Origin of the sequence: Kineosporia sp. R_H_3, from assembly GCF_002198675.1 — a bacterium.
GTDB lineage: Bacteria > Actinomycetota > Actinomycetes > Actinomycetales > Kineosporiaceae > R-H-3.
Genome location: NZ_MWLL01000097.1, coordinates 1 through 16,357 on the forward strand (window position 1 = coordinate 1; position 16,357 = coordinate 16,357).

12 protein-coding genes are annotated in these 16,357 nt (G+C 74.7%); 5 read left to right on the top strand and 7 right to left on the bottom strand.

The window, feature by feature from the left end; genetic code table 11:
• Positions 1-477 precede the first annotated feature (477 nt).
• Positions 478-1,800, bottom strand: a complete 1,323-nt coding sequence (locus ECOMGDLI_RS08600) for a PhoH family protein (RefSeq protein ID WP_088285287.1) — start codon at positions 1,798-1,800, stop codon at positions 478-480.
• Between the two features lie 282 nt (positions 1,801-2,082).
• Here ECOMGDLI_RS08600 and ECOMGDLI_RS08605 point away from each other — a divergent pair, with 282 nt between their 5' ends.
• Positions 2,083-2,787, top strand: coding sequence for a hypothetical protein (locus tag ECOMGDLI_RS08605; protein WP_088316080.1), 705 nt, complete (start codon positions 2,083-2,085; stop codon positions 2,785-2,787).
• A 43-nt stretch (positions 2,788-2,830) separates the two neighbouring features.
• Positions 2,831-5,674 carry an AAA family ATPase gene (locus ECOMGDLI_RS08610; protein ID WP_198954696.1) on the top strand — a complete coding sequence of 948 codons (2,844 nt, stop codon included), beginning with the start codon at positions 2,831-2,833 and terminating at the stop codon, positions 5,672-5,674.
• Positions 5,675-5,692: 18 nt separating this feature from the next.
• On the opposite strand, the gene ECOMGDLI_RS08615 is transcribed toward ECOMGDLI_RS08610, so the two are convergent.
• Positions 5,693-6,802 carry a hypothetical protein gene (locus ECOMGDLI_RS08615; protein ID WP_088316082.1) on the bottom strand — a complete coding sequence of 370 codons (1,110 nt, stop codon included), beginning with the start codon at positions 6,800-6,802 and terminating at the stop codon, positions 5,693-5,695.
• 112 nt (positions 6,803-6,914) lie between these two features.
• A complete protein-coding gene (locus ECOMGDLI_RS08620) occupies positions 6,915-7,676 on the bottom strand; it encodes an isoprenyl transferase (RefSeq protein WP_088316084.1) in 762 nt (253 codons plus the stop codon).
• A gap of 155 nt (positions 7,677-7,831) precedes the next feature.
• On the opposite strand from ECOMGDLI_RS08620, the gene ECOMGDLI_RS08625 reads away from it, so the two are divergent.
• Positions 7,832-8,497, top strand: a complete 666-nt coding sequence (locus ECOMGDLI_RS08625) for a hemolysin III family protein (RefSeq protein WP_088316086.1) — start codon at positions 7,832-7,834, stop codon at positions 8,495-8,497.
• Positions 8,498-8,516: 19 nt separating this feature from the next.
• Here the strand turns inward: ECOMGDLI_RS08625 and ECOMGDLI_RS08630 are convergent, their stop codons facing one another.
• The 4 genes from ECOMGDLI_RS08630 to ECOMGDLI_RS08650 all read right to left on the bottom strand — a co-directional run bounded on the left by ECOMGDLI_RS08630 (position 8,517) and on the right by ECOMGDLI_RS08650 (position 14,113).
• Positions 8,517-9,068, bottom strand: a complete 552-nt coding sequence (locus tag ECOMGDLI_RS08630) for a hypothetical protein (RefSeq protein ID WP_088316088.1) — start codon at positions 9,066-9,068, stop codon at positions 8,517-8,519.
• 430 nt (positions 9,069-9,498) lie between these two features.
• Positions 9,499-9,978: a universal stress protein gene (locus ECOMGDLI_RS08640; protein ID WP_088316092.1), complete on the bottom strand. Its 480-nt coding sequence runs from the start codon at positions 9,976-9,978 to the stop codon at positions 9,499-9,501.
• 50 nt (positions 9,979-10,028) lie between these two features.
• On the bottom strand, positions 10,029-11,888 hold the full coding sequence (locus tag ECOMGDLI_RS08645) for a hypothetical protein (RefSeq protein ID WP_088316094.1): 1,860 nt from the start codon (positions 11,886-11,888) through the stop codon (positions 10,029-10,031).
• Between the two features lie 26 nt (positions 11,889-11,914).
• A complete protein-coding gene (locus ECOMGDLI_RS08650) occupies positions 11,915-14,113 on the bottom strand; it encodes a thioredoxin domain-containing protein (protein WP_088316096.1) in 2,199 nt (732 codons plus the stop codon).
• A 288-nt stretch (positions 14,114-14,401) separates the two neighbouring features.
• Here ECOMGDLI_RS08650 and ECOMGDLI_RS08655 point away from each other — a divergent pair, with 288 nt between their 5' ends.
• Together ECOMGDLI_RS08655 and ECOMGDLI_RS08660 are read left to right on the top strand one after the other, a co-directional pair.
• On the top strand, positions 14,402-15,619 hold the full coding sequence (locus tag ECOMGDLI_RS08655) for an alanine--tRNA ligase-related protein (protein WP_088316098.1): 1,218 nt from the start codon (positions 14,402-14,404) through the stop codon (positions 15,617-15,619).
• A gap of 52 nt (positions 15,620-15,671) precedes the next feature.
• Complete coding sequence (locus tag ECOMGDLI_RS08660) at positions 15,672-16,334, top strand: alpha/beta hydrolase (RefSeq protein WP_198954697.1); 663 nt, start codon at positions 15,672-15,674, stop codon at positions 16,332-16,334.
• Positions 16,335-16,357: the final 23 nt, after the last annotated feature.

Consider the following 16,357-nt stretch of genomic DNA (forward strand, 5'->3'; position numbering starts at 1 on the left):
CCGCCGTCCGGTCGGTCGCGCCCGCCGGGGCGGGCAGGTCGGTGCATGCCGAACACGCGGTGGTTTCCCTCTCGTGGCCGCGCCGTGTGCGGCGCGGGGCGGTCCCCCGGACCGCCGCCCCGGCAGGCGCGACCGACCGGACGGCGGGTCTCGCCGTCGGTGCTGGCTCCTGGTCCGGGACCGTGAGGTCCGGGCGCGACCCCTCGGGCCGCGCGGCACGCGGCCGGCCGTTCCGCTGCACCGGCTCCTTCGCCGGCGCCGCCGTGGCCCGCGTGCGGGGTGGTGACGTCCTCCACCGTCACCCGGGACGCGCGCAGACTCAAGTCAGGCGAGAGGTTTCCGTGACACAACCGTGACATTGCACGGTTCACGATCACTCTGCGTCGACGAAAGTGAGTACAGACACACGTTTCGTTCGCCGAAAGTGACCGCGCGGGCTGCTCAGCCGCTCCTTGTGCGCGGCCGTCACCCGTGCCCTCAGGGCTCGAGGCCCTCGAGCATCTCCGTGACGAGTGCGGCGACCGGGGAGCGCTCCGACCGGGTCAGGGTCACGTGGGCGAAGAGCGGGTGCCCCTTGAGCGCCTCGATGACCGCCGCGACGCCGTCGTGCCGGCCGACCCGGAGGTTGTCGCGCTGGGCGACGTCGTGGGTCAGGACGACGCGGCTGTTCTGCCCGACCCGGGAGAGCACCGTGAGGAGCACGTTCCGCTCGAGGGACTGGGCCTCGTCGACGATGACGAACGCGTCGTGCAGGGAGCGGCCGCGGATGTGGGTCAGCGGCAGCACCTCGAGCATGCCGCGGTCGATGACCTCCTCGACGACCTCCTGCGACACGAGCGCGCCGAGCGTGTCGAAGACCGCCTGCCCCCAGGGGCTCATCTTCTCGGCCTCGGTCCCGGGCAGGTAGCCGAGGTCCTGGCCGCCGACCGCGTAGAGCGGGCGGAAGACGAGCACCTTGCGGTGCTGGCGCCGCTCGAGCGCCGCCTCGAGCCCGGCGCACAGAGCCAGCGCTGACTTGCCGGTGCCGGCCCGGCCGCCGAGCGAGACGATGCCGATCTCGGAGTCGAGGAGCAGGTCGATGGCGATCCGCTGCTCCGCGCTGCGGCCGTGGACGCCGAAGACGTCCCGGTCGCCGCGGACCAGCCGGACCTGCTTGTCGGGCATGACCCGGCCGAGCGCCGACCCCCGCGAGGACAGCAGCACGAGGCCCGCGTGGCAGGGCAGGTCGGCCGCCTGCGGGAGGTCGATGGTCTGCTCCGAGTAGAGCGTCGCCATCACCTCGGCGCTGATGTCGATCTCGGTGATCCCGGTCCAGCCCGAGTCGACCGTCTTCTCGGCCTCGTACTCCTCGGCGTCGAGACCGAGCGCGGAGGCCTTGACCCGCATCGGCAGGTCCTTGCTGACGACGGTCACGTGCTTGCCGTCGGCGGCCAGGGCCCGGGCGATCGCGAGGATCCGGGTGTCGTTGTCCATCGCGCGGAACCCGGCCGGCAGCACCGTCGGGTCGGCGTGGTTGAGCTCGATCCGCAGCGTCCCGCCGGAGTCGCCGACGGGCAGCGGCTCGTCGAGGCGGCCGAACTGGACGCGGAGGTCGTCGAGCAGCCGCAGCGCCTGGCGGGCGAAGTAGCCGAGCTCCGGGTGGTGCCGCTTGCCCTCGAGCTCGGTGATGACGACGACCGGGAGGACGACCTCGTGCTCGGCGAAGCGGAGCACGGCCCTGGGGTCCGAGAGGAGGACCGACGTGTCGACCACGAAGGTTCTGACGGGCTCTCCGGCGGCGGTTCTGCGGCTCGTGACCACGGCGGACTCCCCTGCGTAGGCGACCCGGACGCCGCACGGTACGAGAGCCGCAAGCCCTCCACCGACGACGTGACGCACGCTAACCGATGACTCAGCGCAACGGAATGGGCACGAAGACTTGACTGTGTGAACCGTGAGTTACACCTCATCGACCCGGGCTCGAATGTCGGACCAGGGGGTGCAAAAACGCTCTGCACTTGCGATTCTTTGCCCAATCGTGACCTCGACGAGGGCGGGTGGCGTGTTATGTCGACGGACCCGCTGGGCAGGGGTGGAGGTCGGGTGCGTCCGCGGACGCCGGTCCGCCGCCGGGCGGCCGCGGCCGCCGTGGCCACCGCGGCCCTCCTCGCCGCCTGCGGGTCACCGCCGCCGTACCAGTACGTCGCGAACGCCGACCGGAGCATCGTCGTCAAGCTGCCCGCGGGCTGGGCCTCCGTCGACCCCACGGCGCTCGGCTACGCGAAGCCGACGGCGAGCCGGTGGGTCGCGTTCTACGACGGTGCCGGCCGGCCCGACCCGAGCCACTTCGAGTCCAAGCTGCCGATCTCCCCGCCCGACGACCCCGTCGTCCAGATGCTCACCGTCAAGCTCGGCGGCTCCGCACCGGTGACGCAGGAGGTCCTGCGCGACGCGCTGACGCCCGGCTCCCGGCACGCCCTCGTGAAGTTCGCCAACCAGGCCCAGCTCGACGACACGGCGATCACCGACTTCGGCAGCAAGGAGGAGGTCGTCGACACCCCGCAGGCCACCGGGCTGCGGGTCACGAGCCTGTTCTCCTTCGACGTCACGGACCTCGCCGCCAAGAGCGTCAGCGACAAGCCCGTGGTCCCCGACGTCACCGTCGTCGTCGACAAGATGGCCGTCGCCGACCGCACCGGCGACCACCTGCACGTCATCCAGATCTGGTGCTCCGTCGCGTGCTTCGCGAAGAACCAGCAGGTCGTCGACCAGATCATGTCGAGCTTCACCGTGAAGGCGCAGCCGTGAGCGCCCCGCGGGCGGGGCTGCGCAGCCCGATCGGAGGCACCGCATGACCCTCGCCCTCGTCGCCCTCGCGGCGGTCGTCACCGTCGCGATCGTCGTCGTCCTGGCGGTCGCCCTGACGACGATGACCCGCAGCATGAACCGGATCGAGCAGGCCGTCCGGCCGGGGACGCAGCCACCGCCTCCCGTGCAGACCGCCGTCCTGCCGACCGCGGTGCTGCCGACCGCCGCCGTGCAGCCCGCGTCCGGCGCGGTCGCGGTCGCCGCGCCCGCCTCGGCCACCTCGGCCACCTCGGCCGACGCCGACCCGCGCTTCCCCTGGAAGGTCAAGGGCACCCGCAAGCCGCTGGGGCTGTGGGACCGGGTGAAGTTCCTCCTGCTGCTCGGCGTCGTCCTCGGCCTGCTCGTGTGGAACGAGTACCTGCGCATCAGCCCCGTCGGCGGCTGGGGCGAGGCCTCGTCGAACATCCTGCGGCAGAACACCTGGCTGCCGACGCTCGTCGTGGTGGAGCTGCTGCGGCAGCTGCACTTCGTCGTCAGCGAGCGCTGGGCGGGCTACCACCGGTTCTGGAGCGAGAAGGTCTTCGGCCGGACGACGCGCTGGTGGGAGCGCCGCTTCAACCCGTGGAACCGGTACCGGCTGGCCCGGGTCGTCAAGTGGGTCGTCGTCATCGCGCTCGGTGCGTTCGTCCTCGGCAAGGTCACCGGCGCCCCGCCGGTGCTCGCGCTCTTCCAGGCACCGGCCCGGATCATCGCGGCGCTGCCGATGATCATCCAGTACACGTTCATCATCGCCCTGGGCATCCTGCAGTTCGCCGCGATCTTCTGGTTCATGTCCCGCGGCGGCGTCGAGACGTACTTCCCCGAGGACATCGAGAAGCGGTTCTCCGACGTCTGGGGCCAGGACCACGTCCTCGAGCGGGTCAAGGAGAACATCGTCCTGCTGGAGAACCCCGAGGCGATCGAGGCCCGCGGCGGCCACGTGCCGTCCGGCATCCTGCTCTGGGGACCGCCCGGCACCGGCAAGACCCTCATGGCCGAGGCCGTGGCCGGCGAGACGGGCAAGCCGTACGTGTTCGTCGACCCGGGCGCCTTCAACAACATGTTCTTCGGCGTCGGGATCCTCAAGGTCAAGGCGCTGTTCCGCAAGCTGCGCAAGCTCGCCCTGCGCTACGGCGGCGTCATCGTCTTCTTCGACGAGGCGGACTCGCTCGGCAGCCGCGGCGCCGGTGCCGGCACGCCGGGGATGGCGAGCACTCCGGCCCCGGCGGCGCACGCCTGCCACGGGCTCGCGCACCTGTCCGCACCGGGCCGCTCCCTGCTCGCCGAGCGCCCGTGGGAGGCGGAGCGGGCCTCGACCGCCGGCCGCGCGCCGCGCTCGATCGTCGACCGCGTCATCGTGCCGAACATGAACGGCGGCGGTGGCGGGATGGGCACGCTGCAGGCGCTGCTCACCGAGCTGTCCGGCCTCACCAAGCCGCGCGGCTTCGTCAACCGGGTGCTGCGCCGCACGCTCGGCATGCGGCCCAAGCCCCCGCCGAAGTACCGCATCCTCGTGATGATGGCCTCCAACCTGCCCGAGGCGCTCGACCCCGCGCTGCTGCGGCCGGGCCGGCTCGACCGGATCTACCGGGTCGGCTACCCGAGCAAGGCGGGCCGGGTCCGCACCTACGAGGGCTACTTCTCCAAGGTGAACCACGACCTCACCGCGGAGCAGATCGACAAGCTCGCGACGATCACGCCGTACGCCACGGGGGCGACGATCAAGGACCTCGTCAACGAGTCGCTCATCTACGCGATCTCCGAGGACCGCGACGTCGTCACGTGGGCCGACGTCCTCAAGGCCAAGCAGCGCAAACAGCTCGGCCCGCCCGAGGACGTCGAGTACATCGAGCGCGAGCGGCACGCGGTCGCCGTCCACGAGGCCTGCCACGCCGTCCTGGCCTGGCGCACCCGGGCGCACTACGACATCGACCTCGCGACGATCGAGAAGGGCAGCACCTACCTCGGCATGGTCGCGAGCGTGAAGACCGAGGACCAGTTCACCCGGTGGCGCAGCGAGCACGAGAGCGACATCCTCGTGAGCCTCGCGTCGCTCGCGGGCGAGCGGCTCTTCTTCGAGGGTGACAACTCCTCCGGCGTCTCCGGCGACCTCGAGAGCGCGACCTACCTCGCCGCGCTCATGGAGTCGCAGTGGGGCATGGGCTCCTCGATCACGAGCCTGCCGGCCCTCCAGCAGCTGGAGATCCACGCCGGCGGCCCGGAGCCGCGCGGCAAGCAGACCGGCTCGTCGGGCATCGGCTTCGGGGCCCAGCTCGGCGGCAAGCGGGAGGAGCCCGCGCACGCCCAGCTCGGGCAGCGCATCGAGCAGAACCTCAGCCGGCTCTTCGAGGAGGCCGAGCGCTACCTGCGCGAGAACCGGGCGCAGGTGCTCGCGCTCGCGCACGCGCTGGAGACGCACAAGACGCTCAACGGCGAGGACGTCGTCGCCGTCCTCGAGCAGCGCCGCGGCCCGCTCGTCGACGGCACCTTCTACGCCGACCCGGCGTTCGCGGCCGAGCTCGAGGCGTACCACGCGGCCGCGGTCGACGCGCACCGCAACCACGCGCCGGTGGCGACCGCACTGCCGCAGCCGCAGCCCGCGTACGTCCCGGGCCGGCTCGTCGCGGCGGCCGCCCCGGCGCCGGAGCCGGCCTGGCCGGCCCAGCCCGCGACCACCCCGACCGCCGAGCCGGTCCCGACCGGCCCGGCGCCGGGCCATCCGGCGCCGCCGCTGTCCTGGGGGCTGCGCCCGCCGCCGGCCGGCACGCAACCGGGGCAGTCGACCCCGCCGGACCAGAACGGCACCGCGCCCCCGGAGCCGGACCCGGAGCCGGACCCCGGTCGCTGAACGTCGGCCGCGGGCCAGTCAGCGGCGCCGGACCGGGACCGTCCGGGTGACCCGCGCCGTGGCCGCGGCCGCGCGCGCGGCGCCCCGCGTCGTCCCGTCGGCGGGTGCGGCGGGTGCGGGCCCGGACGCCGCCAGACCGGCGACGTCGGCGAGCGTCACCTGGACCCGCTTGGCGGTGATCGTGAAGTGCACCGTGCCACCCACGGAACCGCCGGCGATCCCGAAGGTCGTCGCGGCCGACGACGGCGTCCACACCGCGTGCAGGTTCGGCATCGCCGCACCAACAGCGGTGAGCGCGATCCGCAGCGTCGCCATGTCGACGGCGACGAGGAACGGCGCGTAGCGCTCCGCCCAGTCGTTCGCGAGGTCGACCGTGGCGGCTCCGCTGCCGTCGAGGGTCACCGCGTCGGTGACCGTGTGGTAGTCCGCCTCCCCGGACACGACCGGGGCGTACTGGAGGATGTTCTGCCCGGGGCTCGCACCGGCGCCGAGCACGCCGACGTAGTTGCGCAGGGCCTTGGCCTCGCCGTCGAGGTACGACGCGCCCCCGGCGACGAGCGCCGTCCCGTGGAACTCCCCGTCGCCGCCGAGCGCGGTGATCGCCGGCACGTCGGTGACCTCGGTGAACGTGTCGGCGAAGATCGCCATGTTGTTGCGGCCCTCGGCGCGCAGCGCGCCGCCCGTCGCCGCCGACGACGAGGTGCCCTTGTTCCGCGCGAGGACGCCCCACGACAGGTTCGAGGTCGTGTTGGCGTAGAGGCCGAGGTTGCGCCCGCCGTCCCCGCGCAGCGCACCGGCGCTGCCGGTGACGCCGGACAGGTTGCGGCCGTAGGCGCCCCATCGCGCCGACGACGTCGTGTCGCCGAGCAGCCCGTTGCCCACGGTCGCCTTGCACCACAGGGTGGTCCCGGTCGTCGTGGACGACAGCGTCGTGCCCGACGTGCTCGCCCAGTTCGACCGGCCGATGAGCATGCTGCCGCCCGCGGCCGCCTCGGCGGGCTGGGCGGCGGCGACCCCGAACGCACCGAGCGCGGCGCTCGCGCCGGCGGCGAGGACCGCCCGCCGGCCCCGGGCCCCGTCACCGGCGTCCGGGGTCCCGTGCTGGGGCGGAGTGATGGGGTGCGGCACGACGGGACTCCTCGGGGCGGACGACTGCCTTCACCCCAATGTAACTCTTAGCGCTCGCCCGACCACTCTACGTGTCAACCGTCGGAGCGGCGGCGGCCATCACGCGGCGGCCTCACGCGCCGAACCGGCGCTCCCGCTCCGCGTACGAGCGCATCGCCCGGAGGAAGTCGACGTGCCGGAAGTCCGGCCAGAGCGCCTCGCAGAAGTAGAACTCGCTGTGCGCGCTCTGCCACAGCAGGAACCCCGACAGCCGCTGCTCCCCCGACGTCCGGATGACGAGCTCCGGGTCCGGCTGGCCACGGGTGTAGAGGTGGCCGGCGATGTGCTCGACGTCGAGGATCTCCGCGAGCTCCTCGATCGACGTCCCGCGCGCCGCGTGCTCCTGGAGCAGGGACCGGACGGCGTCCGCGATCTCCCGGCGGCCGCCGTAGCCGATGGCGACGTTGACGTGCATGCCCTCGACCGTGCGCGTCGAGTCCTCGTACTCCTTGAGCCGCTGCGTGAGCTGCGCCGGGAGCAGGTCGAGGGCCCCGACCGGGTGGACCCGCCAGCGCCCGGAGGCGGCGATCCGCTCGACGACGTCCTCGATGATCTCGAGCAGCGCCGAGAGCTCCTCCGCGCTGCGGCTCAGGTTGTCCGTCGAGAGCAGCCACAGGGTGACGTGCTCGACGCCGACCTCGTCGCACCAGCCGAGGAACTCCAGGACCTTGTCGCCGCCGGCCCGGTGGCCGTGGCTCGCGCGCGCCCCGGAAGCCTTGGCCCACCGGCGGTTCCCGTCGAGGATGACACCGACGTGCTTGGGGATCGCGGTCGGCGTCAGCGCCCGCGCGAGCCTGCGTTCGTAGGCCCCGTAGAGCACCGAACGAAGCCCCATGACGATCTCCCACGGTCGGACGCGGACGGCGTCCGCACGCGCTCGGGCAACCGTACCGCCGCCCGGCGGGCCGCGCGTCCACGCGACCGGGTCTCACGGGAACACCACAACCTACGCCGCCGTAACTTACGGTGGCGTAGGTGTAGAGTGAGGGGATGGAGCGAGGGAACGCGATCGAGCTCGTCAAGCCCCATCTGCGCGGCTGGTTGCACGCGGGAACGTTCCCACTGGCCCTGGCGGCCGGGATCGTGCTCGTCGCGCTCGCCCCGACCACCACCACCCGGGTCTCGACCGCCATCTTCGCCGTGACCGCGTGCCTGCTCTTCGGGGTGAGCGCGGTCTACCACCGCGGCACCTGGTCGCCGCGCACGCACGCGATCCTCAAGCGTCTGGACCACGCGAACATCTTCCTCATCATCGCCGGCACCTACACGCCCTTCAGCGTCCTGCTCCTGCCCGAGGGCAAGGCCCGCACGCTGCTGACGATCGTCTGGGTCGGTGCCGTCGTCGGCGTCCTGTTCCGGGTGCTGTGGGTGCACGCCCCCCGCTGGCTGTACGTCCCGGCCTACGCGGCCCTCGGCTGGGCCGCCGTGGCCTACCTGCCGTCGTTCTTCGCGAACGGACCGATCGCCGTCGTCGTGCTCGTCATCGTCGGCGGGGCGCTCTACACGTTCGGTGCGGTCGTCTACGGCCTCCAGCGCCCCGACCCGAGCCCGCGCTGGTTCGGCTTCCACGAGGTCTTCCACGCGCTGACCGTCGCGGCGTTCGCCGTGCACTACATCGGCGTCTCCATCGCGGTGTACAGCACACCCGCCTCCTGATCCCGGCCGACCGGCCGGCTCAGGCCTCGTCGGCCGCCGGCTGCCCGCCGGACGGCGCCGGGCCTGCCTCGCGGACCTTCGCGACCGAGTCCATCGCCGAGCGCAGGTCGGCGAGCCACGTCTCGGCGTTGTCCCCCACGAGCCGCACGCACCAGGCGAGCGCGTGCGAGCGCGACCGGGCGACCCCGGCGTCGACGAGGGTGTCGAGCACCTGCCGCTCCGGCTGACGCAGCCGGGTCATGACCGGGACAGCGAGGTGGGTGAAGAGCTCGCGCCGGTCCCCGACGCGCACGCCCCAGGCCACCTTGCGGCCGAACCGGTGCTCGGCCTCGCGGGCGATCGCGATCCGCCGGTCCCGGGTGTCCGCCCGGAAGCGGGCGACGCGGCCGGCGACCGCCTCCGCCTTCTCGGCGTCCGTGGCCCCGGCCTCGGTCTCCGGTGCGGGGACGACGAGGACGACGGTGACCTCCTCACGGTCGACGGTCACCTCGGGCGCCGTCGCCGTCCACTCCTGCGGGAGCCGCTCGCCGAACCAGGCGGCGGCCGTCTTCGAGTCTGCGTTGTTCGTCATGCAACGATGATTACACGATTACTCGGCTTACTGAAGATGGTCAGGTCGGTGTTCGCCGCGGGCGGACGGCGGTGCCGGCCGTTCCGCGGGGCCCTCCTCCGGGTCGGCGTGCTCGACGGGCCCGAGCAGCCCGGTGGGCAGCGCGACGGCGGCGTCGACGACCGGGTCGGCGGGCGGGTCACCGGGGAGGGTCTCGGNGACGGCGACCTTGCGGCGGCGCTGCTCCTCGCGCGCGACCCGGGCCGCGGACTTGGACGGCGAGAAGAGGGCGTCCGCGAACTCGAAGACGGCCCCGAACCGGCCGGCCCCCGCGCCCGCGGCCAGACGGCGCATGATGCCGCCGCCGGGGGCGCCCGACGGTGTCTGCTGGCTCATCCCGTACCCCCTCGCCGGTCGCGGCGACCCGGTGGCACCCAGCGTCCCGCTGCCGCTACCTCCGCACAACGACCACGGGGCAGGTGGCGTGCCGCAGCGCGTACTCCGCGACCGAGCCGAGCAGCAGGTCCGCGAGGTGGCCGCGCCCGCGGTGGCCGACGACGAGCAGGTCGGCGTGCGCCGCGACGGCGACGAGCGTCGGCCCGGCCGGGCCGTGCACCGCGTGGCAGACGACCTCGGGGTGCGTGCCGCTGCCCCGCGCGGCGACCGTCGCGGCCGCGTCGGACTCGACGAGCCGCTGCGTGACCTGAGCGCACTCGTCCATTGAGGGCACCGAACCGGGCTCGCCCGGGACGTCGTCGATCGCGGTCGCGAGCATCCAGGTGCGGACGACGTGCACCGCGCAGCCGCGGCGCTGCGCGTCGTCCAGCGCCCAGTCGAGCGCGGACGCCGCACCCCGCGACCCGTCGCTCCCGACGACGAGGCCGCCCTCGATCGTCGGTACGGCGGCCCAGGGCTCGACGGTCTCGTCCATGTCCCCAGCCTCGCCCACGACCGCGGCCCCGGCGAGAGGCGGAGGTCCGGTCAGGGCGCGACCTGGACGTCCGGCGGCAGCGACACCACCGACGGGGTCCGCGGTCCGGGCCGGACGACGTCGAAGGCGTCGACGACGGTGAACGCCGCGGCCGTCGCCGCCGCGTCCTGCCCCCTCGGCACCGCGCCCACGGCGAACACCTCGACGTGGATCCCGGCGGCGGTGAACGTCATCCGCAGGTGGGCCTTGTAGTCCTCGACCCCGAGCCCGGAGAACGCCTCGTTGTGGTGCATCCCGAGCACGTCCGCGAGCGCGAGGTAGCCGGCGAGCACCCCGGTGCCGAGCAGGCCCGCGGCGGTCGCCGTCGCCGCCGAGAGCGCCAGGTCCAGCAGCCGGCCCGGCCAGTCGTCCGTCACCGCCCACCAGGACGACGAGAGCCACCAGACCGCCGCGACGAGCCCGGCGTGGACGGCGACGTGGCCCGTCGCGAGGGCGACGGCGGTCGCCCGCGACGCCGTGTCCCGCCCCGAGAGGCCGTACCCGAAGAGCCCGACGAGGACGGCCGCCACGAGCACCCCGAGGAGCTGCCCCCAGCCGTTCGACCGGGTCGCGACGGCGACGGCGCCGGCGGCGTAGACGCCGGTGACGAGCGCGGGCAGACCCGCGGTGTTGACGTACGCCGTCCGCAGCCAGCGGCGGTTGCGGACCGCGCGCGACTGCGCGGCGGACGGGTACCGCTCCCGGGCCGTGTACCGGACCGGGACCCGCGGCGGGACCGGGTCCCAGCGCATGACGATCTCCGGCTCGACGTGGTGCGTGCTCGACAGGTAGGCACCGCCCGACCCGCACGTCACGAGGTGGTCCGGCCGGGCGCTCGGCGCGGCGGTCGCTGCCGCGTCGGCGGGCGCGGCGACGTCCTCGCGGGTGTACCGCACGTAGTGGTGCTTGTCGCCGGAGACGAGCATCCGCACCCGGTGCCGGTGCTCCGGGCCGAGCACGCGGTCCAGGAACCACACGAGCACCTGCTTGTTGCTCGTCCAGTCCTCGGTGTCGGCGTCCTCGTCGACCCAGCTCGGCCGCGCGGTGCACAGGACGATCTGGTCGTCGCCGTGCAGCTGGGTGACCGCCCGGCGGAAGTAGGCGAGCTGGGCGGCGTCGATGGGGGCGTCGAGCTGGATGTCGATGCCCCACACCCACCAGCCGTGCGGCAGCCGGGCCGCCCAGTACGAGCGGGACTGCAGGCACGACCAGCCGCCGGCGAACCGGTCGACCGAGCCGAGGTGCTGGGGCTGCAGCGTGTCCGACGACGTCCCGCCGTCGCGGACCCAGGTCTCGCAGAACATCCGGCGGAACGCCGCGAGGCCGTCGTACCAGTCGTGGTTGCCGGGGACCGCGAGCACGTACGGGGCCCGGGCCGGCTGCCCGTCCGGGGTGGGTCCGGGGACGGCGAACGTCGGCCCCGGGCTGAACGCCTGCCAGGCGTGCGCGTACGGCGTCACGAGCCGGGCCCGGTACTCGGGCACCGACGCGACGGGGTAGACCTCGTCGCCGCCGAACAGCAGCAGCGACGCCGCGGGCGTGCCGTCGTCCGGTGCCCACGCACCGCGTGCGACGTGCGCCGCGACGGCGAACGTCGCGTCGTAGCCGTCGCCGGTGTCGGCCACGTAGTCGACGACGAACGGCTCGTCGGCGTCGGCGACGGCCGAGAGGTCGTAGAACTGCCGCGGGGCCATCGCCTCGACGTCGCGCTTGTCCGCGAACCGGGCGAAGACCGTGCCCTGGGCGACCTCGCGGCCGGTACGCCACAGCTGGCCGGGCGAGAACCACGCGACGGGCCGCGCGCGGCGCGGGCCGCCCGGCGCCGGCGGCGGCACGTCGAGCCCGTCGGGTGTCGTCGAGAGGATGCCCATCGCCTGGTCCTTCCGCGTGACCTGCCCTAGGCGGAGGGTAGTCCGCGGTCGCCGGATACGGGTGCCACGCGGACGGCGCCGAGCGAGGCGGCGAGCGCCTCGGCGGACGTCGTCGGCGCGGCGCAGACGAACTGCCGGCACACGTACGCGGCGGCCGAGCCGGCCACGAGGGGGCGGCCGGCGAGCAGCGGGGCGTCCTCGGCGTCCGGCGGTCCGGCGCTGACGACCGCGCCGGGGGCGGTCGCCGCGAGCGCGACGGCGTGCAACCTGGCGCGCAGCGGGTCGCCGTCCGGACCGGCCACGGCGACCTCGCGCGGTCCGTCGAGCAGCGCCTCGGCGGCGGCCAGGCCCCAGCCGACCGCCCGCGGGGCCTGCGGGCCGACCGCGCCGACGACGCCGAGCGCCGCCTCGGCGGCCGCCCGGTGCCGGCCGGAGCCGGTGAGCGCCGCGTAGGTCAGCAGCGCGTGCGCGGCGGCCGACCAGCCGCCGGGGTAGGCGTTGTCGGTCGGGTCGCTCGGCCGGCCGACGGCCGCCACCGCGGCGTCCGTGCCGTCGGCGGGGGTGTCGTAGAAGCCGCCGCTGCCGTCGCCGAACTCGTCGAGCACGGTGTCGAGGAGCCGGCCGGCGACGGTGAGCCACGACGTCTCCCCGGTGACGGCGTGCAGCGCGAGCAGGCCCTCGGCGACGTCGCCGTAGTCCTCCAGGACGCCGGCCGGGGCGCCGGCGACGCCGTCGCGGCTCACCCGGCGCAGCCGCACCCGCGGCCGGCCGCCGGGGCCGGGCTCCTCGACGAGGTGGACGGCGAGCAGCAGGTCGGCGGCCCGCTCGGCGGCCGCGACGAGGTCGGGCCGGTCGAGGAGGGCGCCGGTCTCGGCGAGCGCCGCGACCGCCAGCCCGTTCCAGGCGGCGACGACCTTGTCGTCCCGGCCGGGCTGCGGGCGGGCGGCGCGGGCGGTCCGTAGGCGCTCCCGGACGTCGCGCCAGCGCGGCGCCTGCGCGGGGTCGGCCTGGACGTCGCGGTCGAGCTGCAGGGTCGACGTCCCGTGCTCGAACGTGCCGGCCGGCGTCACCCGGCACAGCTGCGCGGCCCAGGCGCCGTCGTCCGCGCCGAGCGCCTCGACGAGCAGCTGCGGCGTCCACGCGTAGGTGTACCCCTCGACGCCACGGACGTGCCCGTGCTCGTCGCGGACCGGGGTGTCCGCGTCGAGCGACGACGCGAGGCCGCCGGCCGGGGTGAGCAGGTCGGCGAGCATCCAGTCGCAGGTCTCGAGCGCGACCCGGGCGCCGGTCGGCTCACCGGTGAGCCGCCACCAGTGCAGGTACACCCGGGCGAGCAGTGCGTTGTCGTACAACATCTTCTCGAAGTGCGGGACCACCCAGGCCCGGTCGACCGCGTACCGCGCGAAGCCGCCCGCGACCTGGTCGTACATCCCGCTGCGGGCCATCGTCGTCAGGGTGCGTGCGGCGAGCCCGAGCGCGACGGGGCCGGTGTCGTCGACGGCCGTGAGGTCCACCGCGGGGGCCGCCGCGGACGGCGCCGCGGCCGCCTCGGCGTCCTCGAGCCGGCGCCGGGCCGCGTGCCGCAGGAGCGCCTCGAGGTTCATCGACGGCGGGAACTTCGGTGCGCCGCCGAACCCGTGGTGCTCGGCGTCCTCGTCGCGGGCCAGGGCCCGGACGGCGGCGGCGAGCGTCGCGGCGTCCGGGGCCGCTCCCCCGGACGGCAGCGTGCGCCGGCCGACCGCCTCGGCGATCCGGGAGCCCGCGCCCTCGACCTCCTCGCGCCGGGTGGCCCAGGTGTCACTGATCGCCGAGAGCAGCTGCCGGAACGACGGGCGGCCGTGCGCGGGGACCGGCGGGAAGTACGTGCCGGCGTAGAACGGCTTGCCCTCGTGGGTGAGGAACACCGTCATCGGCCAGCCGCCCTGCCCCGTGAGGGCCTGGGTCGCGCTCATGTAGACGGCGTCGACGTCCGGCCGCTCCTCGCGGTCGACCTTGACGTTGACGAAGCCCTCGTTCATCTGGGCCGCGGTCACGTCGTCCTCGAAGGACTCGTGGGCCATGACGTGGCACCAGTGGCAGGCCGCGTACCCGATCGAGAGCAGCACCGGCACGTCGCGGCGCCGCGCCTCGTCGAACGCGTCGTCGCCCCACTCCCGCCAGTCGACGGGGTTGTCCTTGTGCTGGAGGAGGTACGGGGACGTCGCGTGCGCGAGCCGGTTCACCACACGGGCGATTCTCCCCCACGGGTCCGGTCCGCGACGACCGCAGCCGTCCCGATAAGCCGTTGCACCGCCACGCCCGCCCGGCGGACGCTGGGGCAATGACCGCACGACGACCTTCCGTCGCGGCCGCGCGAGCTCCGCTCCCGTCGGCCGCCCCGTCCTGGTGATCTGAAGCCCTCCGGACCCGGCATCCGACACGGATGCCGGGTCGGTGCGCGCCGCGTCGGGGCGCACGCGGGACGGGAGACGTGCGGGTGCCGGGCACCGTCCGCCCGCACCCGAGGAGAACCCATGTCCGGGCACCACGTCCCACCGGTCCCGCCGTCCACCCAGCAGGTCCTCGAGACCTTCCGCGCCTGGTACCGGGAGCGGGGCCACGTCCTGCTGCCGCCGGCCTCGCTACTGCGCCCCGGCACCGACCCGGTCCTGTTCACGACGTCCGGGATGCACCCGCTCACCGACGACCTGGCCCGCGGCAGCCACCCGGCGGGCCGGCGGCTCATGTCGGTGCAGCGGTGCCTGCGCACGACCGACGTCGACGAGGTCGGCGACGACACCCACCTCACCGCGTTCCAGATGCTCGGCTGCTGGTCGCTGGGCGACTACCCGCACCCGACGTCGCTGCGCTGGGGGTACGAGCTGCTCACCGACGGGTTCGGCGTGCCGCCGGGGCTGCTCCACGCGACGGTCTTCGGCGGGGACGGCGACGTGCCGGCGGACGACGACGCGGCCCGGCTGTGGGAGGGCCTCGGCGTCCCCGTCGAGCGGACCGTCGAGGACAACTGGTGGTCGAACGGGCCGGTCGGGCTCTGCGGGCCGGACTCGGAGCTGTTCGTCTGGACCGACCCCGCGACGCCGCCGTCGTCCACGCCGACCCGGGACGCGCGGTGGGTCGAGGTCGCCAACCACGTCTCGATGCGGTTCCGGCGCGGCACCGAAGGGCGGCTCGCCCCGCTCGGCGTGCCGTGCGTCGACGTCGGGACGGGGCTGGAACGGCTCGTGGCGGTGCTGCAGGGCGGTGCGAGCGTCTACGACACCGACGTCCTGCGGCCGTGGGTCACGCACGGGTCGTCCGTCTGGGGGCTGGGCCCGGGCGACGTGCGCGTCGTGTCGGACCACCTGCGGGCGTCCGTGCTGCTCGTCGGCGACGGCCTCGCGCCGGGCCACACCCGGCAGGGGTACGTCCTCAAGCGGCTCCTGCGCCGGGCGCTGACCCGGCTGTGGCTCCACGACCCCGCGCTGCGGCTCGTCGACCTGCCGGACGCGCTCGTCGGGGGCACGGGCGACCTCTTCGAGCTGACCGTCGACCCGCGGCAGGTCCGGACGGTGCTCGCCGGGCAGCAGCGCTCCTTCGAGCGGGTCGTGGCGGACGGCGCGCGCCGGGTGGGCCGGCTGCGCGGCGCGGGCCGCCTCGGGGACGACGTCCGGCGTGAGCTGCACGAGACGTACGGGCTGCCGCCGGAGGTCGTCGGCCGGTTGCTCGGCGACGAGCCGGACGGCGCCGCGTAGCCGGGCGGCGGGGGCTGCGGGCGCGCCGGACGACGGAGGGCATCCTGTCCTCATGACGACGACGGACGGCACCCCGCAGCCGCGCATGCACCCCGAGTTCCCCGCGCCGGCGGTCGCGACCCGAGGGAGCACCGACCCGGCCGCACCCCTCGTCGTCCTGCTCCACGGCCGCGGCTCCGACGAGCAGCAGATCATCGGCCTCGCCGACGCGCTCCCGGCCGGCCCGGCGTACGCGGCGGTCCGGGCACCGATCGGTGAGGGCGGCGGGTACGCGTGGTTCGCCAACCGCGGGATCGGCCGGCCGGTGGCGCAGTCCCTGCGCGAGACGACGGACTGGTTCCGCGGCTGGCTGGACGGCGTCGCCCAGCCCGGCCGGCCGGTCGTGCTCGTCGGGTTCAGCGGCGGCGCCGCGTTCGCCGGCGGGCTGCTCCTCGACGACCCGGACCGCTGGGCCGGGGTCGCCGTCCTCTACGGGACGCTGCCGTTCGACGCCGGGATGCCGACCACCCCGGGCCGCCTCGCCGGCGCATCCGTGTTCCTCGCCCGCGGCACGAACGACACGGTGATCCCGGCCGACCTGCTCGCCCGCACGTGGGAGTACGCGCACACCGGCTCCGGCGCCGACCTCACGGCGCACCGGGACGCGGGCGGCCACGGCCTCACCGAGGGCGCGCTCGCGGCGCTGCGCGGCTGGCTCGCCGCACGGACCGGCTGAGCCCGCGCGGGTCGCCGGTCGGG

Bases quoted from the DNA above. Each gene is read 5' to 3' on its own strand.
- ECOMGDLI_RS08610 (WP_198954696.1), top strand. From the start codon at position 2,831: ATGACCCTCGCCCTCGTCGCCCTCGCGGCGGTCGTCACCGTCGCGATC.
- ECOMGDLI_RS08655 (WP_088316098.1), top strand. From the start codon at position 14,402: ATGTCCGGGCACCACGTCCCACCGGTCCCGCCGTCCACCCAGCAGGTC.
- ECOMGDLI_RS08630 (WP_088316088.1), bottom strand. From the start codon at position 9,068: ATGACGAACAACGCAGACTCGAAGACGGCCGCCGCCTGGTTCGGCGAG.
- ECOMGDLI_RS08645 (WP_088316094.1), bottom strand. From the start codon at position 11,888: ATGGGCATCCTCTCGACGACACCCGACGGGCTCGACGTGCCGCCGCCG.
- ECOMGDLI_RS08620 (WP_088316084.1), bottom strand. From the start codon at position 7,676: ATGGGGCTTCGTTCGGTGCTCTACGGGGCCTACGAACGCAGGCTCGCG.
- ECOMGDLI_RS08640 (WP_088316092.1), bottom strand. From the start codon at position 9,978: ATGGACGAGACCGTCGAGCCCTGGGCCGCCGTACCGACGATCGAGGGC.
- ECOMGDLI_RS08625 (WP_088316086.1), top strand. From the start codon at position 7,832: ATGGAGCGAGGGAACGCGATCGAGCTCGTCAAGCCCCATCTGCGCGGC.
- ECOMGDLI_RS08660 (WP_198954697.1), top strand. From the start codon at position 15,672: ATGACGACGACGGACGGCACCCCGCAGCCGCGCATGCACCCCGAGTTC.